General features: G+C 65.1%; 16 protein-coding genes. 7 read left to right on the top strand and 9 right to left on the bottom strand.

Annotation, left to right across the window (positions count from 1 at the left end; genetic code table 11):
• Position 1: 1 nt before the first annotated feature.
• Positions 2–712 carry a GntR family transcriptional regulator gene (locus tag P5W98_RS16070; RefSeq protein ID WP_421025320.1) on the top strand — a complete coding sequence of 237 codons (711 nt, stop codon included), beginning with the start codon at positions 2–4 and terminating at the stop codon, positions 710–712.
• 7 nt (positions 713–719) lie between these two features.
• On the opposite strand, the gene P5W98_RS16065 is transcribed toward P5W98_RS16070, so the two are convergent.
• Entirely contained in the window at positions 720–1,148 is a 429-nt protein-coding gene (locus P5W98_RS16065; protein WP_421025321.1) for a DUF3830 family protein, read from the bottom strand.
• A gap of 158 nt (positions 1,149–1,306) precedes the next feature.
• On the opposite strand from P5W98_RS16065, the gene P5W98_RS16060 reads away from it, so the two are divergent.
• Positions 1,307–2,011: an NnrU family protein gene (locus P5W98_RS16060; protein ID WP_421025322.1), complete on the top strand. Its 705-nt coding sequence runs from the start codon at positions 1,307–1,309 to the stop codon at positions 2,009–2,011.
• 72 nt (positions 2,012–2,083) lie between these two features.
• On the opposite strand, the gene P5W98_RS16055 is transcribed toward P5W98_RS16060, so the two are convergent.
• The 4 genes from P5W98_RS16055 to P5W98_RS16040 form a co-directional block, all read right to left on the bottom strand.
• A complete protein-coding gene (locus P5W98_RS16055) occupies positions 2,084–3,280 on the bottom strand; it encodes a serine hydrolase domain-containing protein (RefSeq protein ID WP_421026991.1) in 1,197 nt (398 codons plus the stop codon).
• Positions 3,281–3,384: 104 nt separating this feature from the next.
• Complete coding sequence (locus tag P5W98_RS16050) at positions 3,385–4,593, bottom strand: serine hydrolase domain-containing protein (protein WP_421025323.1); 1,209 nt, start codon at positions 4,591–4,593, stop codon at positions 3,385–3,387.
• Positions 4,594–4,644: 51 nt separating this feature from the next.
• The gene (locus P5W98_RS16045; protein WP_421025324.1) at positions 4,645–5,373 is read right to left on the bottom strand and encodes a maleate cis-trans isomerase family protein; all 729 of its coding nucleotides are present in this window, start codon (positions 5,371–5,373) and stop codon (positions 4,645–4,647) included.
• 55 nt (positions 5,374–5,428) lie between these two features.
• Positions 5,429–6,727 (bottom strand): MFS transporter, encoded by a 1,299-nt coding sequence (locus tag P5W98_RS16040; RefSeq protein ID WP_421025325.1) that lies wholly within the window; start codon positions 6,725–6,727, stop codon positions 5,429–5,431.
• Positions 6,728–6,934: 207 nt separating this feature from the next.
• Here P5W98_RS16040 and P5W98_RS16035 point away from each other — a divergent pair, with 207 nt between their 5' ends.
• A complete protein-coding gene (locus tag P5W98_RS16035) occupies positions 6,935–7,612 on the top strand; it encodes a GntR family transcriptional regulator (RefSeq protein ID WP_421025326.1) in 678 nt (225 codons plus the stop codon).
• Here the strand turns inward: P5W98_RS16035 and P5W98_RS16030 are convergent.
• Positions 7,593–7,847: a hypothetical protein gene (locus tag P5W98_RS16030; RefSeq protein WP_421025327.1), complete on the bottom strand. Its 255-nt coding sequence runs from the start codon at positions 7,845–7,847 to the stop codon at positions 7,593–7,595. The genes P5W98_RS16035 and P5W98_RS16030 overlap by 20 nt on opposite strands.
• 198 nt (positions 7,848–8,045) lie before the next feature.
• On the opposite strand from P5W98_RS16030, the gene P5W98_RS16025 reads away from it, so the two are divergent.
• Together P5W98_RS16025 and P5W98_RS16020 are read left to right on the top strand one after the other, a co-directional pair.
• On the top strand, positions 8,046–8,315 hold the full coding sequence (locus P5W98_RS16025; RefSeq protein ID WP_421025328.1) for a MoaD/ThiS family protein: 270 nt from the start codon (positions 8,046–8,048) through the stop codon (positions 8,313–8,315).
• 24 nt (positions 8,316–8,339) lie between these two features.
• On the top strand, positions 8,340–9,467 hold the full coding sequence (locus P5W98_RS16020) for a WD40/YVTN/BNR-like repeat-containing protein (RefSeq protein ID WP_421025329.1): 1,128 nt from the start codon (positions 8,340–8,342) through the stop codon (positions 9,465–9,467).
• Between the two features lie 120 nt (positions 9,468–9,587).
• Here P5W98_RS16020 and P5W98_RS16015 read toward each other — a convergent pair whose 3' ends face one another.
• From P5W98_RS16015 to P5W98_RS16005, 3 genes are all read right to left on the bottom strand, one after another.
• Positions 9,588–10,685, bottom strand: a complete 1,098-nt coding sequence (locus P5W98_RS16015) for a branched-chain amino acid aminotransferase (protein ID WP_421025330.1) — start codon at positions 10,683–10,685, stop codon at positions 9,588–9,590.
• Positions 10,686–10,855: 170 nt separating this feature from the next.
• Positions 10,856–12,136 carry an MFS transporter gene (locus P5W98_RS16010; protein ID WP_421025331.1) on the bottom strand — a complete coding sequence of 427 codons (1,281 nt, stop codon included), beginning with the start codon at positions 12,134–12,136 and terminating at the stop codon, positions 10,856–10,858.
• Between the two features lie 17 nt (positions 12,137–12,153).
• Positions 12,154–13,620 (bottom strand): M20 family metallopeptidase, encoded by a 1,467-nt coding sequence (locus P5W98_RS16005; protein ID WP_421025332.1) that lies wholly within the window; start codon positions 13,618–13,620, stop codon positions 12,154–12,156.
• A gap of 154 nt (positions 13,621–13,774) precedes the next feature.
• Here P5W98_RS16005 and P5W98_RS16000 point away from each other — a divergent pair, with 154 nt between their 5' ends.
• Positions 13,775–14,680, top strand: coding sequence for a LysR family transcriptional regulator (locus P5W98_RS16000; protein WP_421025333.1), 906 nt, complete (start codon positions 13,775–13,777; stop codon positions 14,678–14,680).
• An 81-nt stretch (positions 14,681–14,761) separates the two neighbouring features.
• The gene (locus P5W98_RS15995; RefSeq protein WP_421025334.1) at positions 14,762–15,466 is read left to right on the top strand and encodes an SDR family oxidoreductase; all 705 of its coding nucleotides are present in this window, start codon (positions 14,762–14,764) and stop codon (positions 15,464–15,466) included.
• Positions 15,467–15,557: the final 91 nt, after the last annotated feature.

The raw sequence follows: 15,557 nt of genomic DNA, 5'->3' as shown, positions 1-15,557 counted from the left end.
CATGGACACGAAGTCACTACCGGCGGACACACGCAAGCGCATCAGCCTGCGCGGCACGGGGATGTACGCGGCGATCGCGGAGCGGTTGCGCGAGATGATTCTGGAAGGGGAGTTGCCGCCAGGCGAACATATCGACGAGAAAGCGCTATGCGAGCAGTTCGACATCTCCAGAACGCCGTTGCGCGAAGCGCTCAAGACCCTCGTGACCGAGGGGCACGTGACGCACCGGCAGCACATGGGCTTTCAGGTCGCGCCGATCAACAAGGACGAGATCGCCGCGATCTTCGAAGTCCTGCACGGGCTGGAGGAGATCGCTGGGCGGCTCGCCGCGCAGCGCATCGACGACAAGCAGATGAAGGTGCTGCTGGAGCGCCATCACGCGATGGAAGCGTTTCACCGCGAAGGCAAACGCACGGCTTACTATCGCGCCAACCAGAAAGTGCACCAGCAGATCGTCGATGTCGCGAGTAATCCTGTGCTATCCGATTTGTACGCTTCGCTGATGAGCAAGATTCACCGCGCGCGCGGCGCGGCCAACGCCGATGTGTTCCGCTGGGCCGAATCGCTCGGCGAACACGGCGCGATCCTGGAAGCGCTCGGCAAGCGTGACGGCGCGAGCCTCGCGCGGCTGCTGCGCGAGCATTCCGAGCACACGGCAGCGGAAGTCATGAAAGTGCTGCAGCCCGCGGGCGAGACGGGCCGGCGCCGGTAATCGTCAGTCATTGGTCGTTCGCGTCGGCAAGCGTAAGCTCGATGTCCTGCGCACCTTCCCACAGCACGAGTTTGCCGAACGCCTCGAGATGCTCGTGGCCTTCGAGCAGGGTAAAGAAGTGGTTGCCGGCAAGTTGCCCCATCTTGCTCGCAAAGCTCGAACTGCCATAGACGAACAGGAATTCGGTTTCGCTGAAGCCGCCGGGGTACAGCAGAATATCGCCGCGCGATGCGTGGCTGGTGTGGTTCTCGAACGTGAGGCCGGTATCGAAGTCGCCCAGCGGGATCCACACGGCTTCGCCGCTCCAGCGCGAATGGATGACCTTGTTCCTGAGTGGCAGCAATTGGAGGAAGCGCTCGCAGGTGCGCGGCGCGCGTTCTTCTTCCAGCCGGCCGACGAAGCGGTACGGGCCGGCGTTCACGATGATCTTTTTCATGTTGTCCTCGAAAGTTGGGAGTAGTCTTCGATACGCCACGTGAGGGCGCTAATCTTGCCGGGTCTGCGCACGCGCATACGTTCGCGTACGTTCGTATGCGCGTGCATCGAACCCTGACGAATTGCTGACGATATGACCTGACCTGAGGAGCCACGCTCATGCCAAGCCCTGACGGAAGCATCACCGCAGTCGTGGCGGCGGCCGCCGCCTTCGTGGGCAGCCACTTCATCCTGTCCCATCCATTGCGCAAGCCATTGGTGGGCGCGCTCGGCGAGACCGTGTTCCAGGGCATCTACTCGCTGGTCTCGTTCGCGACGCTCGGCTGGATGATCGTGGCCTACCGGCGCGCGCCGCTGACCGAGCCGCTCTGGGCGGTCGGCAACGGCCTCTGGGCCGTGGTGACGGTGCTGATGCTGATCGCCTCGATCCTGCTGATGGGCTCGCTGGTCCGCAATCCCGCGCTGCCCACGGGCGGCCGGCCCGGCGCGTTTCCCGAGGCGGCGCGCGGCGTCTACGCGGTCACGCGGCATCCGATGATGTGGGCGTTCGCCCTCTGGGGGCTGTGTCATATCGCGGTGTATCCGGTCGGGAAGAACATCGTGGTTGCAGTGGCGATGATCGTGCTCGCGCTCGTGGGTTCCGCCTTGCAGGACCGCAAGAAGGAGCGCCTGCAGCCCGAGCAATGGCCCGCCTGGGAAGCGAAAACGAGCTACTTGCCGTTCGCGGCCATCGTGGCGGGCCGTGCGCGGCTGGGCGGCTTCGGCATGCACGCGCTGGCGGGCGGCCTCGTCGTCTGGCTCGTCGCTACCTGGGCCCATAGGCCGATTGCCGGCATGGCTGCGGGCATCTGGCGCTGGTTCTAGCACTCGCGCCAGCGCTAGCGCGAGTTCCAGCGTGGCCGCGCGAGCGCGTCGCGCGTGCGGTGCGTCAGCAACTTATAGCTTCGGCTTGTCGGTCGGGTCCATCGAAGTGCCCGGAATGCCTTGCGTGCGCGCGCTCACCTCGATCTCTTGCGCGAGCGCCGCGCGTCGCGCGTCGCTGGGCTTCGCGTGCTGCGTATTGTCGAGCGCCGGCACGATATAGCCGCTTACCATCTGCCGGAACATTTGCACGTTCTTCGCGTCGCGCAGGCCGCCCTCGATCGGCAGCATGCTCGTCATCACGATCACCGTGTTGCGCTTGGGCAGCACCGTGATGAATTGCCCCTTGAAGCCCATCGCGTCATATTCGGGCTCGTTCTGCACGATGTTGTTGACCCACCAGTAGTAGCCGAAGTGAGGCGACACCGCCGGCGTCGTCATCTGCGCGATCCACTGCTGCGGCACCACCTGGCGGCCCTGCCATCGGCCGTGATCGAGCACGAGCATGCCGATCTTCGCCATGTCCACCGCGCGCAGCCGCAAGCCCCATCCTGCCGAGACCAGCTCCTTCTGGTCGGCGCGTTCCCACGCCGCGTGCTGCATGCCGAGCGGCTCGAACAGGTGCGCCTGGGCATACCGTTCGACCGGCTCGCGCGCCGCTGCGCTCAACATGGCCGAAGTCAGGATCGGATTGATGTCCGTGTATTCGAACGCCGTGCCGGGCGCGGCCTTCGGACTTGTTGTGGCCGCAAGCTTCAGGCGGTCGGGCGCCGTGTAGTAGATGGGATCGTCCTTGGGGCGGAAGTCGTAGTGCAGGCCGCTCGACATCGACAGCACATGGCGCAGCTCGATGTCGCGCTTGTCTGCGAAATCCGCGCGCAAGTCGGGACGCCATGCGCTCAGCTTGTCGCCCACCGAATCGTTCAGGCCGATCTTGCCCTCGTCGATCAGGATGCCCGCGACCAGCGACGTCACCGACTTGGTCACGGAATACAGTTCGTAGTTGGCGTTGCGCGACGCGCCCGCGCCATAGCGCTCGAAAATCAGCTTGCCGTCTTTCACCACGAGCAGGCTGTAGACGTCGAGCTTCTGATCGTGGATCCATTGCGAGAGCCGCACGAGTTCGCTCGAATCGACGCCCACGTCCTCGGGCATCGCGGCTTCGATGCCGGCTTCGTGGAGCGGGGCGCTCGTGGTGCTTGTGGCACTCGCTTGCTGTGCGCTAGCCGCGAACGGCACGAGCGCGCATACGCCGAACACGAGCGGCGCCATGCGCGCGAGCAGCGCGCACAGGACCGGCGATGCGCGCCGCGAGCGGGGCGGCGAAAACACGGGGAGCGGCGGGACCGGCAGGGTTGTCATCGTCGCGGTTTCCTTCATGTTTCAGGGGCGTCGTTGAATGCGGCGGCCGTGCCAGGAATCCCCTGGGTCCGGCGGCTCTTTTCGAGTTCCTCGTGCAGCGCCTGGGTTTTCGCGGCGGTCTGCGCCGGTTTGCTCGCGGGCGAGAGCGCGGGAAGAATGTAGTCGTTGACTATGCGCCGATACTGCTGGAGGTAGGTCGCGTCGCGCAGCCCGCCTTCGGTCGGCAGCAGGCTCGTCATCACGACCACCGCGTGCTGCGCGGGCAGCACCGTGATGAATTGCCCCTTGAAGCCCATCGCGCCGTATTCGGGCTGGCCCTTCTCGACCACGTGCTGAATCCAGCAGTAATAGCCGTAGTCGGCGGCAGCGGGCGAGGGCGTCGCCATCTGCTTGATCCATGCGGCGGGCACGATCTGCTTGCCGCGCCAGCGTCCGCCGTCGAGCAGCAGCATGCCGATCTTGGCCATGTCCACGGCGCGCAGGCGCAGTCCCCAGCCACCCGAAACCGCGCCGGTTTTGTCCGCGCCGCTCCAGCGGTAATGCGACATGCCGAGCGGCCCGAACAGCTTCTCGCGCGCGAACTGGTCCTCGGGCGCTTGCGCGGCGATCGAGACGGCCGTGCCGGTGAGCACGGGATTCACGTCGATATAGTCGAAGCGCGTTCCGGGCAGCGCATCGGTGGCGTGGCTCGTGACCGCGACGCGCAGCCGGTCGGGCGCTTCGTAGTAGAGCGGGTCCGTGCCTTCGCGGGTCTGATAGCTGAGGCCGCTCGACATCGACATCAGGTGGCGCAGCTCGATGTTCTGCTTGTCGGTGAGTTCGCCCGCGAGGTCGGGCCGCGCCTGCGCGATCATAGGCGCGACTTTCGTCGAGGGGTTGAGCTTGCCTTCGCCCACCAGGATGCCGGTGAGCAGCGCGGTAATCGTCTTCGTGACCGAGTACAGCTCGTAGTTGTTCTCGCGCGTGAGGCCGTCGCCATAGCGCTCGAACACGATCTTGCCGTCCTTCACGACCACGAGGCTGCGCACGTCCATCTTGTCGTTGCGCAGCCATTGCGACATGCGCACGAGCGGCGCCGAATCGACGCCGACTGATTCCGGCACGACGGCAGGCATGTCTGGCGATGCCGCACTGGCGGCGCCGGCAGCATGCACAGCGTGCGCCGCCGAGCCGGCGACGATCGCTGCAGCGGCCATTCTGCACAACGTATGAGGCACTCTCATCGATTGCTCCTTGTTCGTTTTGCTGGATAACGCAGCGCGTTTGCCCGGTCCTTAAACGACTTCGCTGAACAACCGCCCCCAACCCTTGACCTGGCGGGTGTCATAGCCCGCGATCTGAAGCGACTTCCAGACCACCGTGGAGATCGTGTCGTAGACGGGAATGCCGGTCTCTTCCTCAAGCGCCCGCACGAGATGCGCAGCCTTGAGATTCGTGCAGAACGTCGTGATCGCGCGCGGCTTGGCCGCCGCCACCGCGAGCACCATCTCGCGGATCTGGTCGGCCGTGACCTCGGAAAACGAAAAATTGACCTTCAGGTCCAGGTGCTGCTCGGCGATGCAGTTCAGGCCTTCGCTGCGGTAGTTGGCGACGATCTTTTCCTGCACCTCTTCGAGGTAGGGCGTGACGAGGCCGAAATTTTCGGCGCCGGTCTTGCGGAGGATCTCGTTGAGCGCGAGCACGGAGGTCGTGGCGGGGATGCCGGTGGCCTCGGTGATGCGGCGGCACAGGCGCTCGTCGGCTTCGAAGCCGAGCCAGCCCGAGGACGTGCCGTTCCAGCCGATCACATCGACTTTGGCGTCGGCGAGCAATTCGGCGGCTTGCAGGATTTTCGTGTCGTCGAACTGGCCGAGTGCCTGGTCCGAGAGTGAAATCTCCGTCACGGGAAAGCGTGCGAAGTGTGCGGAGACATCGGGCAGGCCCCCGACCATCGCGCTCGTGAGCGGCTCGAGCGCGGTATTGGACGACGGCGTGAGCATGCCGAGAAGAGAGCGCTTGTTCATGTCGATATCTAAAGATGAATGGCTGAATAAATGAAGCGGCATGCAGCGGATCGCGTCAGACCGGAATCTTCTTTTCGTAGTCGATCACGCTCGAGCACACCAGCAAGCCGACACCGGCCGCCGCGAAGAACATCAGCGCGAGGAAGTACGAGTGCGTGAGCTGCACGATCGCGCCGACGATGATCGGCACCGAAATGCCGCCGATATTGCCGCCGAGATTCATGAAGCCGCCGAGGAAGCCGATCTTGCTGCGCGTGCCGAGCGAAGACGGGATGCACCAGTAAAGACCGCACCAGCGCAGGAAGAACAGCGTGGTCGAGAGCAGCGCGACCACCGCGACCGCATTGGTCACGTAGGCGACCGAAAAGATCGACACGGTGGCGATCACCGCCGCGACGCCGAACAGCGTGCGCATCACGACATTCGGACGGCCGCCCGCCGCCTTCCACTTGTCGGCGATCCAGCCGCCGATCAGCTCGCCGATGAAGCCGCTGAAAAAGATGATGAAGCTCGAACCGCCCATCTGCTTGATGTCGAAGCCGTGCACCATGTGCAGATAGTTTGGCATCCAGGTCAGGAGTCCGTAGAAAACCGTATTGAAGCACATCCAGCCGAAGAACATGCCCCACACCGAGCGGTATTTGAAGAAGTCGCTCGTGCGGCCCGAGAGCGAGGCCGGTTCGAGCGCCGCGTCTTGTGCGTGCGATTCCTCGATATAGGCGGCTTCCAGTTCGTTCACGCCCGGATGTTCGCGCGGCGTGTTGCGCACATAGAACCACGCGAGGATGCCGGCGAGCACGGTGCCGATGCCCGCGACCGCGAAGGCCAGACGCCACGAGCCGAGCATGGCGATGAGCCCGGTGATCAGGATCGCGCCGAGCGCCGCGCCAAGCGGCGCGCCGCCGTCGAGCAGGGTGGCGCCGCGGCCGCGTTCGGTCTGCGTCATCCAGATGGCGTTGAGCTTGCCGCCCGCGGGCATGATCGGCGCTTCGGATGCGCCAAGGCCCAGACGCGTGAGCAGCAGGGCCGGGGCGTTCGTGCAGAGCGCGGCGATGGCCTGGAAGAAGCCCCAGAAGACCGTGGCGCAGGCGATCACGATGCGCGGCTTGAAACGGTCGGCCAGCATGCCGCCCGGAATCTGCATGAACGCATAGGTCCAGAAAAACGAGCTGAGGATGAGGCCCTCCATGGCCGGTCCGACGTCGAACTCCTTCGAGATCAGCGGCATGGCAACCGACAGCGACGCGCGGTCGATGTAGTTGATCGAAATGAGGCTCAGCATGACCAGAAAAATCTTCCAGCGCACGCTGGACTTGTGGGCCGCCATGGCGGCCACACCGGATGTTGTTGACATGAACAGCTCCTGGGAGAGGCGGATGTTTTCATGGCGTCGCGCAACGTCCGACAGAGTATAGGATTAAGAATCTATAATTACAAATATACTAACATATTGATTTATATAAGATTGATTTGATATTCAGGGTATGTACTAGGGGCATGTTAAGCTATTGCCATGAATAGTCAGTCGAATAGCTCCCCCCTGTTGTTGCGCACCCGCGGCATGGCTGCGGAGGTCGCTGCGCGCTTGCGCGTCATGATCGATGAAGGCGAGATGCCGCCGGGCGCGCGCATCGACGAAAAGGAAATGTGCCAGGCATTCGACGTGTCGAAAACGCCCTTGCGCGAGGCGCTCAAGGTGCTGGTGTCGGAAGGGCGCGTGACGCACCGGCAGTACATCGGTTACCGCGTGGCGGCGATCGACCTCGAGGACCTTGCCAGCACCTTCGAGATGCTGCACGGGCTCGAAGCGATGGCGGGGGCGTTGTTGCAGCAGCGCATGAGCATCACCCAGGTGGCCGCCATCGGCGCGAAGCACCGGCGCATGGTGGAGTGCCACCATGCGGGCAAGCGGCTGGAGTATTTCCGGCTGAATCAGCAGGTGCATCAGATGATCGTGGATGCGGCCGGGAATCCGGTGCTTTCGAATATCTACGCGACGCTGATGTCGAAAGTGCATCGCGCGCGTGGCGCGGCGAATACCGACGTATTGCGCTGGTCCGAATCGATGGATGAGCACGACGCGATTCTGGCTGCGCTTGAAGATCCTGCGCACGCTGATTTACCGCGGATTTTGCGCGAGCATTCGGAGAATACGGCGAGCGAGGTGCTCGCGGTGTTGAATCGGGCGCGCGCCAGTGCGCCTGCTGCGCGGGATGAAGTCATCGCCTCATGCGCTTGAGCACGAGCAGGCATAGCGCCGGCACGTGAACGATGCCCATGCCGCATGCGATCACGGCCCACGGCGGCGCAGCCGGGCCAGTCAGCATCGCGCTGACTACACCGAACCCCAAACCCACGAGCAGCAGCGATGCATGCGCGATGAGCCGCTTCGGCCCTCGGGGCGTGACGCGAGGAAGGCTCACGTGGACAAAGACGACGATCAATAGAGCGAGTGTGGCGACCAGCGGGGCCATGGGGGTCCTGGGTTTGGGGCGTTTCTTGAGCTTGCGGTGATGAACCGTTCGTGAGTGCGTACATCATGTGTGATTGTGCCAGGTTTGGCGGCGGGCGCGTACCGCGCATGCTTCACGGGTTGCCTGCATGGACTCGCCCGGCAAATCGCCTAAACTACAAAACCGGCGGCGACGGCCTTTCCGCGCCGCCGGTCCGCCATGGCCCATATATTCTTCGCTGCCTCGATTCAGCGGCACGTCGCAACGCCCGAGCGTGAGATCGACGCGCGCACGCTGGGCGAAGCGTTCGCGGCCGTTTTCGCCGCGCAGCCGAGGCTGCGCGGTTACATTCTCGACGATCAAGGCGCACTGCGGCGGCATCTGTCCGTGTTCGTGGATGGCCACCCCGTGCGCGACCGGCAACATCTTTCCGACACCTTGAGCGAGGCAAGCCGCGTCTACGTCGTTCAAGCGTTGTCGGGCGGGTAGCTATCCGCCCAGGAGACATTCCACATGAGCGATCGATTATTTGTCGCCACGCGCAAGGGTCTATTCATACTGCAACACGATGGCGCGGGCGGCTGGACGTACGGCGCGCCGCATTTCGCGGGCGAGCCGGTGAGCATGGTGCTACCGGACTCGCGCGACGGGACGCTTTACGCCGCGCTCAATCTCGGTCATTTCGGCGTGAAGCTGCACCGGATGCGCGCGGGCATGACCGAATGGGAAGAATGCGCGGTTCCGGTCTACCCGCCGCAGCCGCCCGAGGAGGCGCGCGCGAGCAACGGCGCGAGCGACGCAGAGCCCCGCCCGCCATCGCCACCCTGGACGCTGCAGCAAATCTGGTCGCTAGAGACGGGGGGCCCGGACGAGCGGGGCGTGCTGTGGGCCGGCACGATTCCCGGAGGACTGTTCCGCTCCGGCGACGGCGGCGACAGCTGGGAACTCAACCGCGCGCTGTGGGAGCGTCCGGAGCGTCCCGAATGGTTCGGCGGCGGCTACGACGCGCCGGGCATCCATTCCGTGATGGTCGATCCGCGCGACAGCCGTCACGTGACAATCGGCATCTCGTGTGGCGGCGTCTGGCAGACCGTCGATGGCGGCGCGAACTGGCAACTGAGTTCCGAGGGCATGGAAGCCGACTACATGCCGCCCGAGCGGCGCGGCGAAGCCAATGTGCAGGACCCCCACCGCGTCGTGCAATGTGCGTCGAACCCCGATGTGCTGTGGACTCAGCATCACTGCGCGATCTTCCGCTCGACCGATGGCGCCGAGCACTGGCAGCGCATCGAAGCGCAGCCGTCGAGCTTTGGCTTCGCGGTGGCCGTGCATCCGCGCGAGCCCGACATCGCATGGTTCGTGCCGGCCGTGAAGGACGCCTGCCGGATCCCGGTCGACGGCAAGTTCGTGGTCACGCGCACGCGCGATGGTGGCCGCACGTTCGAGCGTTTCTCCAACGGTTTGCCGCCCGCGCCGGCCTATGACCTCGTGTATCGGCACGGCCTCGTCGTGGACGACTCGGGCACGCGTCTCGCGATGGGGTCCACCACCGGCGCACTCTGGACTTCCAGCGATAGTGGCGAAAACTGGCACCAGGTTTCCGCGCATTTTCCGCCGATTTATTGCGTGCGGTTTGGGTGAGGATTCCTGATCAAAATCCTGATGCGATGGCCGTAATGGACATGCGTGTGATGCAGTTGCGTGCTTGATCGAGCAGGGGCGTTCGGCAATTCGGTGTGCACGAGCGCCCCCGAAAAGGGATTACCCCTTCACATTCCACACCCAGCCCGCCGGATCCGCGACCTTGCCGCGCTGAATCCCCGTAAGCAGCGTGCGCAGCTTGCGCGTGACTTCGCCTTCGCCGCCGTCCCCGATCGAGAACTCGCCGCCCGCATGGCGCACCGTGCCGATCGCCGTGACGACCGCCGCCGTGCCGCACGCGAACGTTTCCTTGACGCGGCCCGATGCGGCGCCGTCGCGCCAGTCATCGAACGAAATGGGCGTTTCGTTGACGGTCAGACCTTCCTTGCGTGCCAGCTCGATGATCGACGCGCGCGTGATGCCCGGCAGGATCGTGCCGGAAAGCGGCGGCGTGACGAGCGAGCCGTCGTCTAGCACGAAGAACACGTTCATGCCGCCGAGTTCTTCGATCCAGCGATGCTGCGCGGCATCGAGGAAGACCACCTGATCGCAGCCATGCGCCGACGCCTCGGTCTGCGCGATCAAGCTGGCCGCATAGTTGCCGCCGCACTTGGCTGCGCCTGTGCCGCCCGGCGCCGCGCGCGTGTACTGGTCCGAAACCCAGACCGTGACCGCCGATTTGCCCGACTTGAAATAGGGACCGACCGGGCAGGCGATCACGCAGAAGATGTATTCGCTGGCGGCGCGCACGCCGAGGAAGCTCTCGTTGGCGAACATGAAGGGGCGCAGGTAGAGGCTGCCGTCGCCGCCCGGCACCCAGGCGCGGTCGATGTCGACAAGTGCCTCGACGGCGCGCAGGAACAGCTCTTCGGGCAAGTCGGCCATCGACATGCGCGCGGCCGAGTTGCGGAAGCGCTTGGCGTTTTCCTGCGGGCGGAACAGCGAAATCTGGCCATTTTCGCCGCGATATGCCTTCATGCCTTCGAAAATTTCCTGTGCATAGTGCAGCACCGCGCAGGCCGGGTCGATCTGGAACGGGCGGCGCGCTTCCACCTTGGCGTCGTGCCAGCCAATGCCTTCCGTCCAGCGGATCGTGACCATGTGATCCGTGAAAACGCGTCCGAACACCGGATTGGTCAGCCGGGCGGCGATTTCATCGGCCGGCGTGGGATTCGGGTGCCGTTCCACGGCGATTTCAAGGGGACGGGGGGTGTTCATTTGCGTCGTCTCTCGCGGTTATTGATCGAAAAAGCCCAGGCCGATGTTCTACCAGATATCGCGGGGTTCGGCGAATATTCGGCAGTCCGGCGTCTGGGTTTCCCGCAATTATCGCAGTTCGAGCGATGCCGGCTCCGCGGGGCGGGCACGGTAAGCGCCCTCGAGCGCTTTTAAGCTGCCGCCTGCGGCGAGACCGGGGCCGCGACGCTCACCCGGCTCACGTAGGCCAGCGCGGCGAGGCTGATCATGGCGGTGACGATCAGCCAGTAGCCCGGCGCGCTCTTGTCGCCCGTCGCGCTGAGCATCCATGTGACGATGGCCGGCGTAAAGCCGCCGAACACGGTAACGCCGATGTTGTAGCCGATCGACATGCCCGTCGCACGCGTCGCGGCCGGGAAGATCTCGGCCATGAGCGCGGGCAGCGCGCCGAAATAGATCGATTTCAAAAGCGCGAGCCATGCGATCAGCACGAACAGCGGCAGCGCGCTCGAATAGCTCGTCGCCCACGCAAAGCCGGGGTACGCACTGACGAGTAACAGCACCGCCACGCAGGTCATTTGCGTGCGGCGGCCGATGCGGTCCGACAAATGCCCCGCGAACGGCGTGACGACCGTGAGAATCACGCCGCCCACCATGGTCGCCGCGAAACCGGTCGCCGCCGGCAGATGGAGCTGGCGGATCGCGAAGGTCGGAATGTACTGGAGCAGGTAGTTGACTGCCGTGGAGACGGTCAGCAGGCCGATGGCCGTGAGCAGGAGGCGCTTTTGCCTGGCCATCACGTCGCGCACGGGTGTCTCGGTGCGCTCGGCGCGCTTGAAGTCCTCGGCGTCGTCGATGTAGCTGCGCAGATAGAGACCCACCGGACCAATCAGCAATCCGAAGAAAAACGGCAGACGCCAGCCCCATGCCGCGAGATCGGCGGGCGTCAGGATGCGCGCGAGCCCAAAGCCGAACGAGGCCGCGAGCAGCGTCGCGAGGCCCTGAGTCGCGAACTGCCAGCTCGCGAAGAAGCCGCGCCGATGCGGGGCGTGCTCGATCAGCATGGCGGTGGACGCGCCGAACTCGCCGCCCGCCGAAAAGCCCTGGATGAGCCGCGCGGCGAACACCGCGAGCGGCGCGGCTACGCCGATCGCCGCGTAGTCGGGAATCAGCGCGATGATCGCCGTGCCCACCATCATGAGGACCACCGAGAGCATCATCGCCGCCTTGCGTCCGCGCCGGTCGGCATAGGCGCCCAGCACCGCGCCGCCGATCGGCCGCACGAGATATGACGCGCCGAAGGTGCCGAACGTGAGCAGCATCGAAACGGTTTCGTTGACGGCCGGAAAGAAGTGCTTGCCGATGTACACCGCGAAAAACCCGTAAATGGCGATGTCGAACCATTCGAGCGCGTTGCCGGCGGAGGTGGCGATGACAAGCCTGACGAGGCTCACGGGTTTCCTGGCGGACATGTTGGCGGGCCTTTTTCTCAGAGCAGGGCGCCGGAGGATTGCGGCGCTTGCGGTTTCGTTTTTGCTTGCGGACTTGTTGCGGTTGTACCGGCGGCGAGGCGCGCGGCGTCGTCGCCGAGGTCCCACCAGAGTCCTGCCATCACGGCGAGCGCTTCGCGCGCGACCGAGCCGAGCAGATGCTCGTTCGGCGCGTGCTGCGCGCAAGCGGGATACGAGTGCGGGACCCAGAGCGTCGGCAGGCCGAGCGTGTACGCGAATACGTCGTTGGGCACGGTGCCGCCGAGGTTCGGCAGCAGCGCGGGCTTCTTGCCCGTGGATGTGCGCAGCGATTCGAGCGCCCAGCGCACCCAGGCGTCGTCGGGGTCGAGGCGCGTGGCCGCCGAAGTCTGCGTGACGCGCACTTGCACGTCGCTGAAGCCGAGCCGCGCAAAATGCGCTTCGAGGTGTTCGCCCGCGCGCGCGGCGTCCGTGCCGACCACGAAGCGCAGCTGGCAGGTCGCTTTGGCCATGGGCGGAATCGCGTTGACGGGCGCGTCGGGATTGCCGGACTTGAACGCGAGCACTTCGAGCGTGTTCCAGGCGATCACGCGCTCGGTGGGCGTGAGGCCGGGCTCGCCCCAGTCCGGGTCGATCGCGGGGGCGTCTTCGTCGCCGCCGAGCACGATGTCGGAGAGTGCCTCGCGCACGCTCGCCGGAATCGGCGGCGGGCGCAGGCCGTCCACGGCGATGGCGCCGCGCTTGTCGACGACGCTCGCGATCGCGTGCGCGAGCACGATGGCCGGATTGCGCAGCGCGCCGCCCCAGTTGCCCGAGTGATGCGCGCCTTTGCGCAGGTCGACGAGCAGCTCGAAAGTCACGCCGCCGCGCGAGCCGAGGAACAGCGTGGGCCGCTCGGCCAGCACGCGTGGGCCGTCCGAGGCGATGAACACGTCCGCCGCGAGGGCGTCCCGGTGCGCGGCGCAAACGTCGTCGAGGCCCGGCGAGCCGATTTCCTCGCCGGTTTCGAAGATCAGCTTCACGTTGTAGCCGAGCTTGCCGCCGCGTGCGCCGAGCACGGCGGCGAGCGCCGCGAAGTTCACGGAGTGCTGCCCCTTGTTGTCGGCGGTGCCGCGTCCGTACCAGCGGTCGCCTTCCACGGTGATCGTCCATGGCGCGAGGCCTTCGCGCCACTGTTCGTCGTAGCCGCGCACGACGTCGCCGTGGCCGTAGGTCAGCACGGTCGGCAAGGCCGGGTCTTCGATGCGTTCCGCGATCAGCATCGGCGCGCGCGCGGCTGCCGGATTTTCGACGATGCGGCTCGTGAAGCCGAGCGGGGCGAGTGCGGGCGTGACCTCTTCGGCGAGATAGGCGCGCACGGCGGCGGCCTGCGCGGGATTCTGGCTTTCCGTGCGAAAACCGATACGGCGCTGGAGATCGGCGAGAAACGCGCCGCTGTCATAGATGCGCAGCGCGCGGTCGATGGCGATTTGTCGGGATTCGGTCAAAGGGGCTCCTCTCTGGCGCTCGCGCGGGAAACTGCAATAAATTGCACGCAATGCAGCCAGTCTAGGAAGATCAAAAATTCGCAACAATTTCAATATTTGCAGTTAGCATTGCCGAAATGGCAACGCGCTCGATGCGCATTGAACGGATCAGCCCATGCTTCATGGAATTGCTTTGCGCTACTTCGTCGAGGTCGCGCGCACGGGGTCGCTGGCGGCGGCGTCGGAAAACCTGCACGTGGCCGTCTCGGCCATCAGCCGGCAGATCAGCAAGCTTGAGGAGGACGTGGGCACGGCGCTGTTCGAGCGCATGCCGCGCGGCATGGTGTTGACCGAGTCAGGCGAGCGGCTGGCCGGGCACGCGCGGCGCGCGCTGCTCGAAGGCGACGCGGTGCTCGCCGAGATCGCCACGGCGCAAGCGCTAGGGAGCGGCATCGTGCGCATCGGCTGCACGGAGGGGTTCACGCGCTCGTTCCTGCCGCATGTGCTGGCCGAGCATCATGCCGTTGCGCCGCAGGTGCATTTCCATATGCGCTCGGGCACCCCTTCGCAGGTCGAGCAGTGGGTGGCCACCGGCGAAGTCGATCTGGGGCTGTCGTTTTCGAGCGGAGACCCCGCGAAGGTCCATGTGGAATACAGCGCCGAGTCGCCAGTTTGCGCGCTGGTCGCGCCGGGGCATCCGCTGGCGCGCCACGCGTCGATCACGCTTGCGGATCTGCGCGACTATCCGATCGCGCTGCTAGCGCGCGGCAATACTGCTCGCCAGTTGTTCGACGAGTGCTGTGCGCGCCATGGCATTACGCTCGAACCCATCCTCACGAGCAACAGTTCGAGCGCCTTGCATGCATTTGCTTCGCTGGCCGGCGCGATCACGCTGGGCAGCAAGCTCTCGCTCGCGGGGCTCGGCAGCGATCTCTCGCTGATCGCAAAGCGCTTCGACGAACCGCTGCTCAATCAGCGCAATCTCTGCGTGACGACGATGCGCGAACGGCGGCTTTCCCGGCCGATCGAGGGGGTGCTGAAGGCGTTGATCGCGGAGATCGAAAGCGCGTCATTGGCGTGACCAGATTTTGGGTTCTTTTCGGTACGCAGCGCATTGTGTGCGCATATTCTGGGCGTGGTCCAACATTCGGAGATCAACACCATGACAGTAGAAAAAGTGGCAGTGGTTACCGCGGGCGGCAGTGGCATGGGCGCGGCCGCCGCGCGGCGCCTGGCTGCCGACGGCTTCAAGATTGCGATTCTTTCGTCCTCGGGCAAGGGCGAGGCGCTGGCGGCGGAACTCGGCGGCGTGGGCGTGACGGGCTCGAATCAGTCGAACGACGACCTTCGCAAGCTCGTCGACCTGACCGTGTCGCGCTGGGGCCGCGTCGACGTGCTGGTGAACAGCGCGGGCCATGGTCCGCGCGGCCCGCTTCTCGATATCTCCGACGAAGACTGGCATCGCGGCATGGACACCTACCTGATGAACGTGATTCGGCCGACGCGGCTCGTTGCGCCCATCATGCAGAAGCAGCACGGCGGCGTCGTGATCAATATCTCCACCGCCTGGGCCTTCGAGCCGAGCGAGATGTTTCCCACCTCGACTGTGTTCCGCGCCGGCCTGGCGTCGTACACAAAGCTTTTCGCGGATACGCAGGCCAAGTACAACATTCGCATGAATAATGTGCTGCCGGGCTGGATCGACAGCCTGCCCGCGCAGGAAGCGCGCCGCGAAACCGTGCCGCTGCAGCGCTATGGAACGAGCGAGGAAATCGCTGCCACTGTTGCGTTCCTGGCCTCCGATGGCGCGGCCTACATTACCGGCCAGAATATCCGCGTCGATGGCGGCGTGACCAAATCGGTTTGAAAACGTCGGTTTGAAAACGTCGGTCTGAACCCGTCGGTTTGAACTCGTGGCGCGTGGAAAATAACCGCGCGCCACGGCTTTGACTTTGCCT

The organism is Paraburkholderia sp. A1BS-2L (genome assembly GCF_051125205.1).
Taxonomy (GTDB): domain Bacteria; phylum Pseudomonadota; class Gammaproteobacteria; order Burkholderiales; family Burkholderiaceae; genus Paraburkholderia.
Note: the sequence above shows the minus strand (reverse complement) of the source record. Positions and strands in the feature narration are given on the sequence as shown.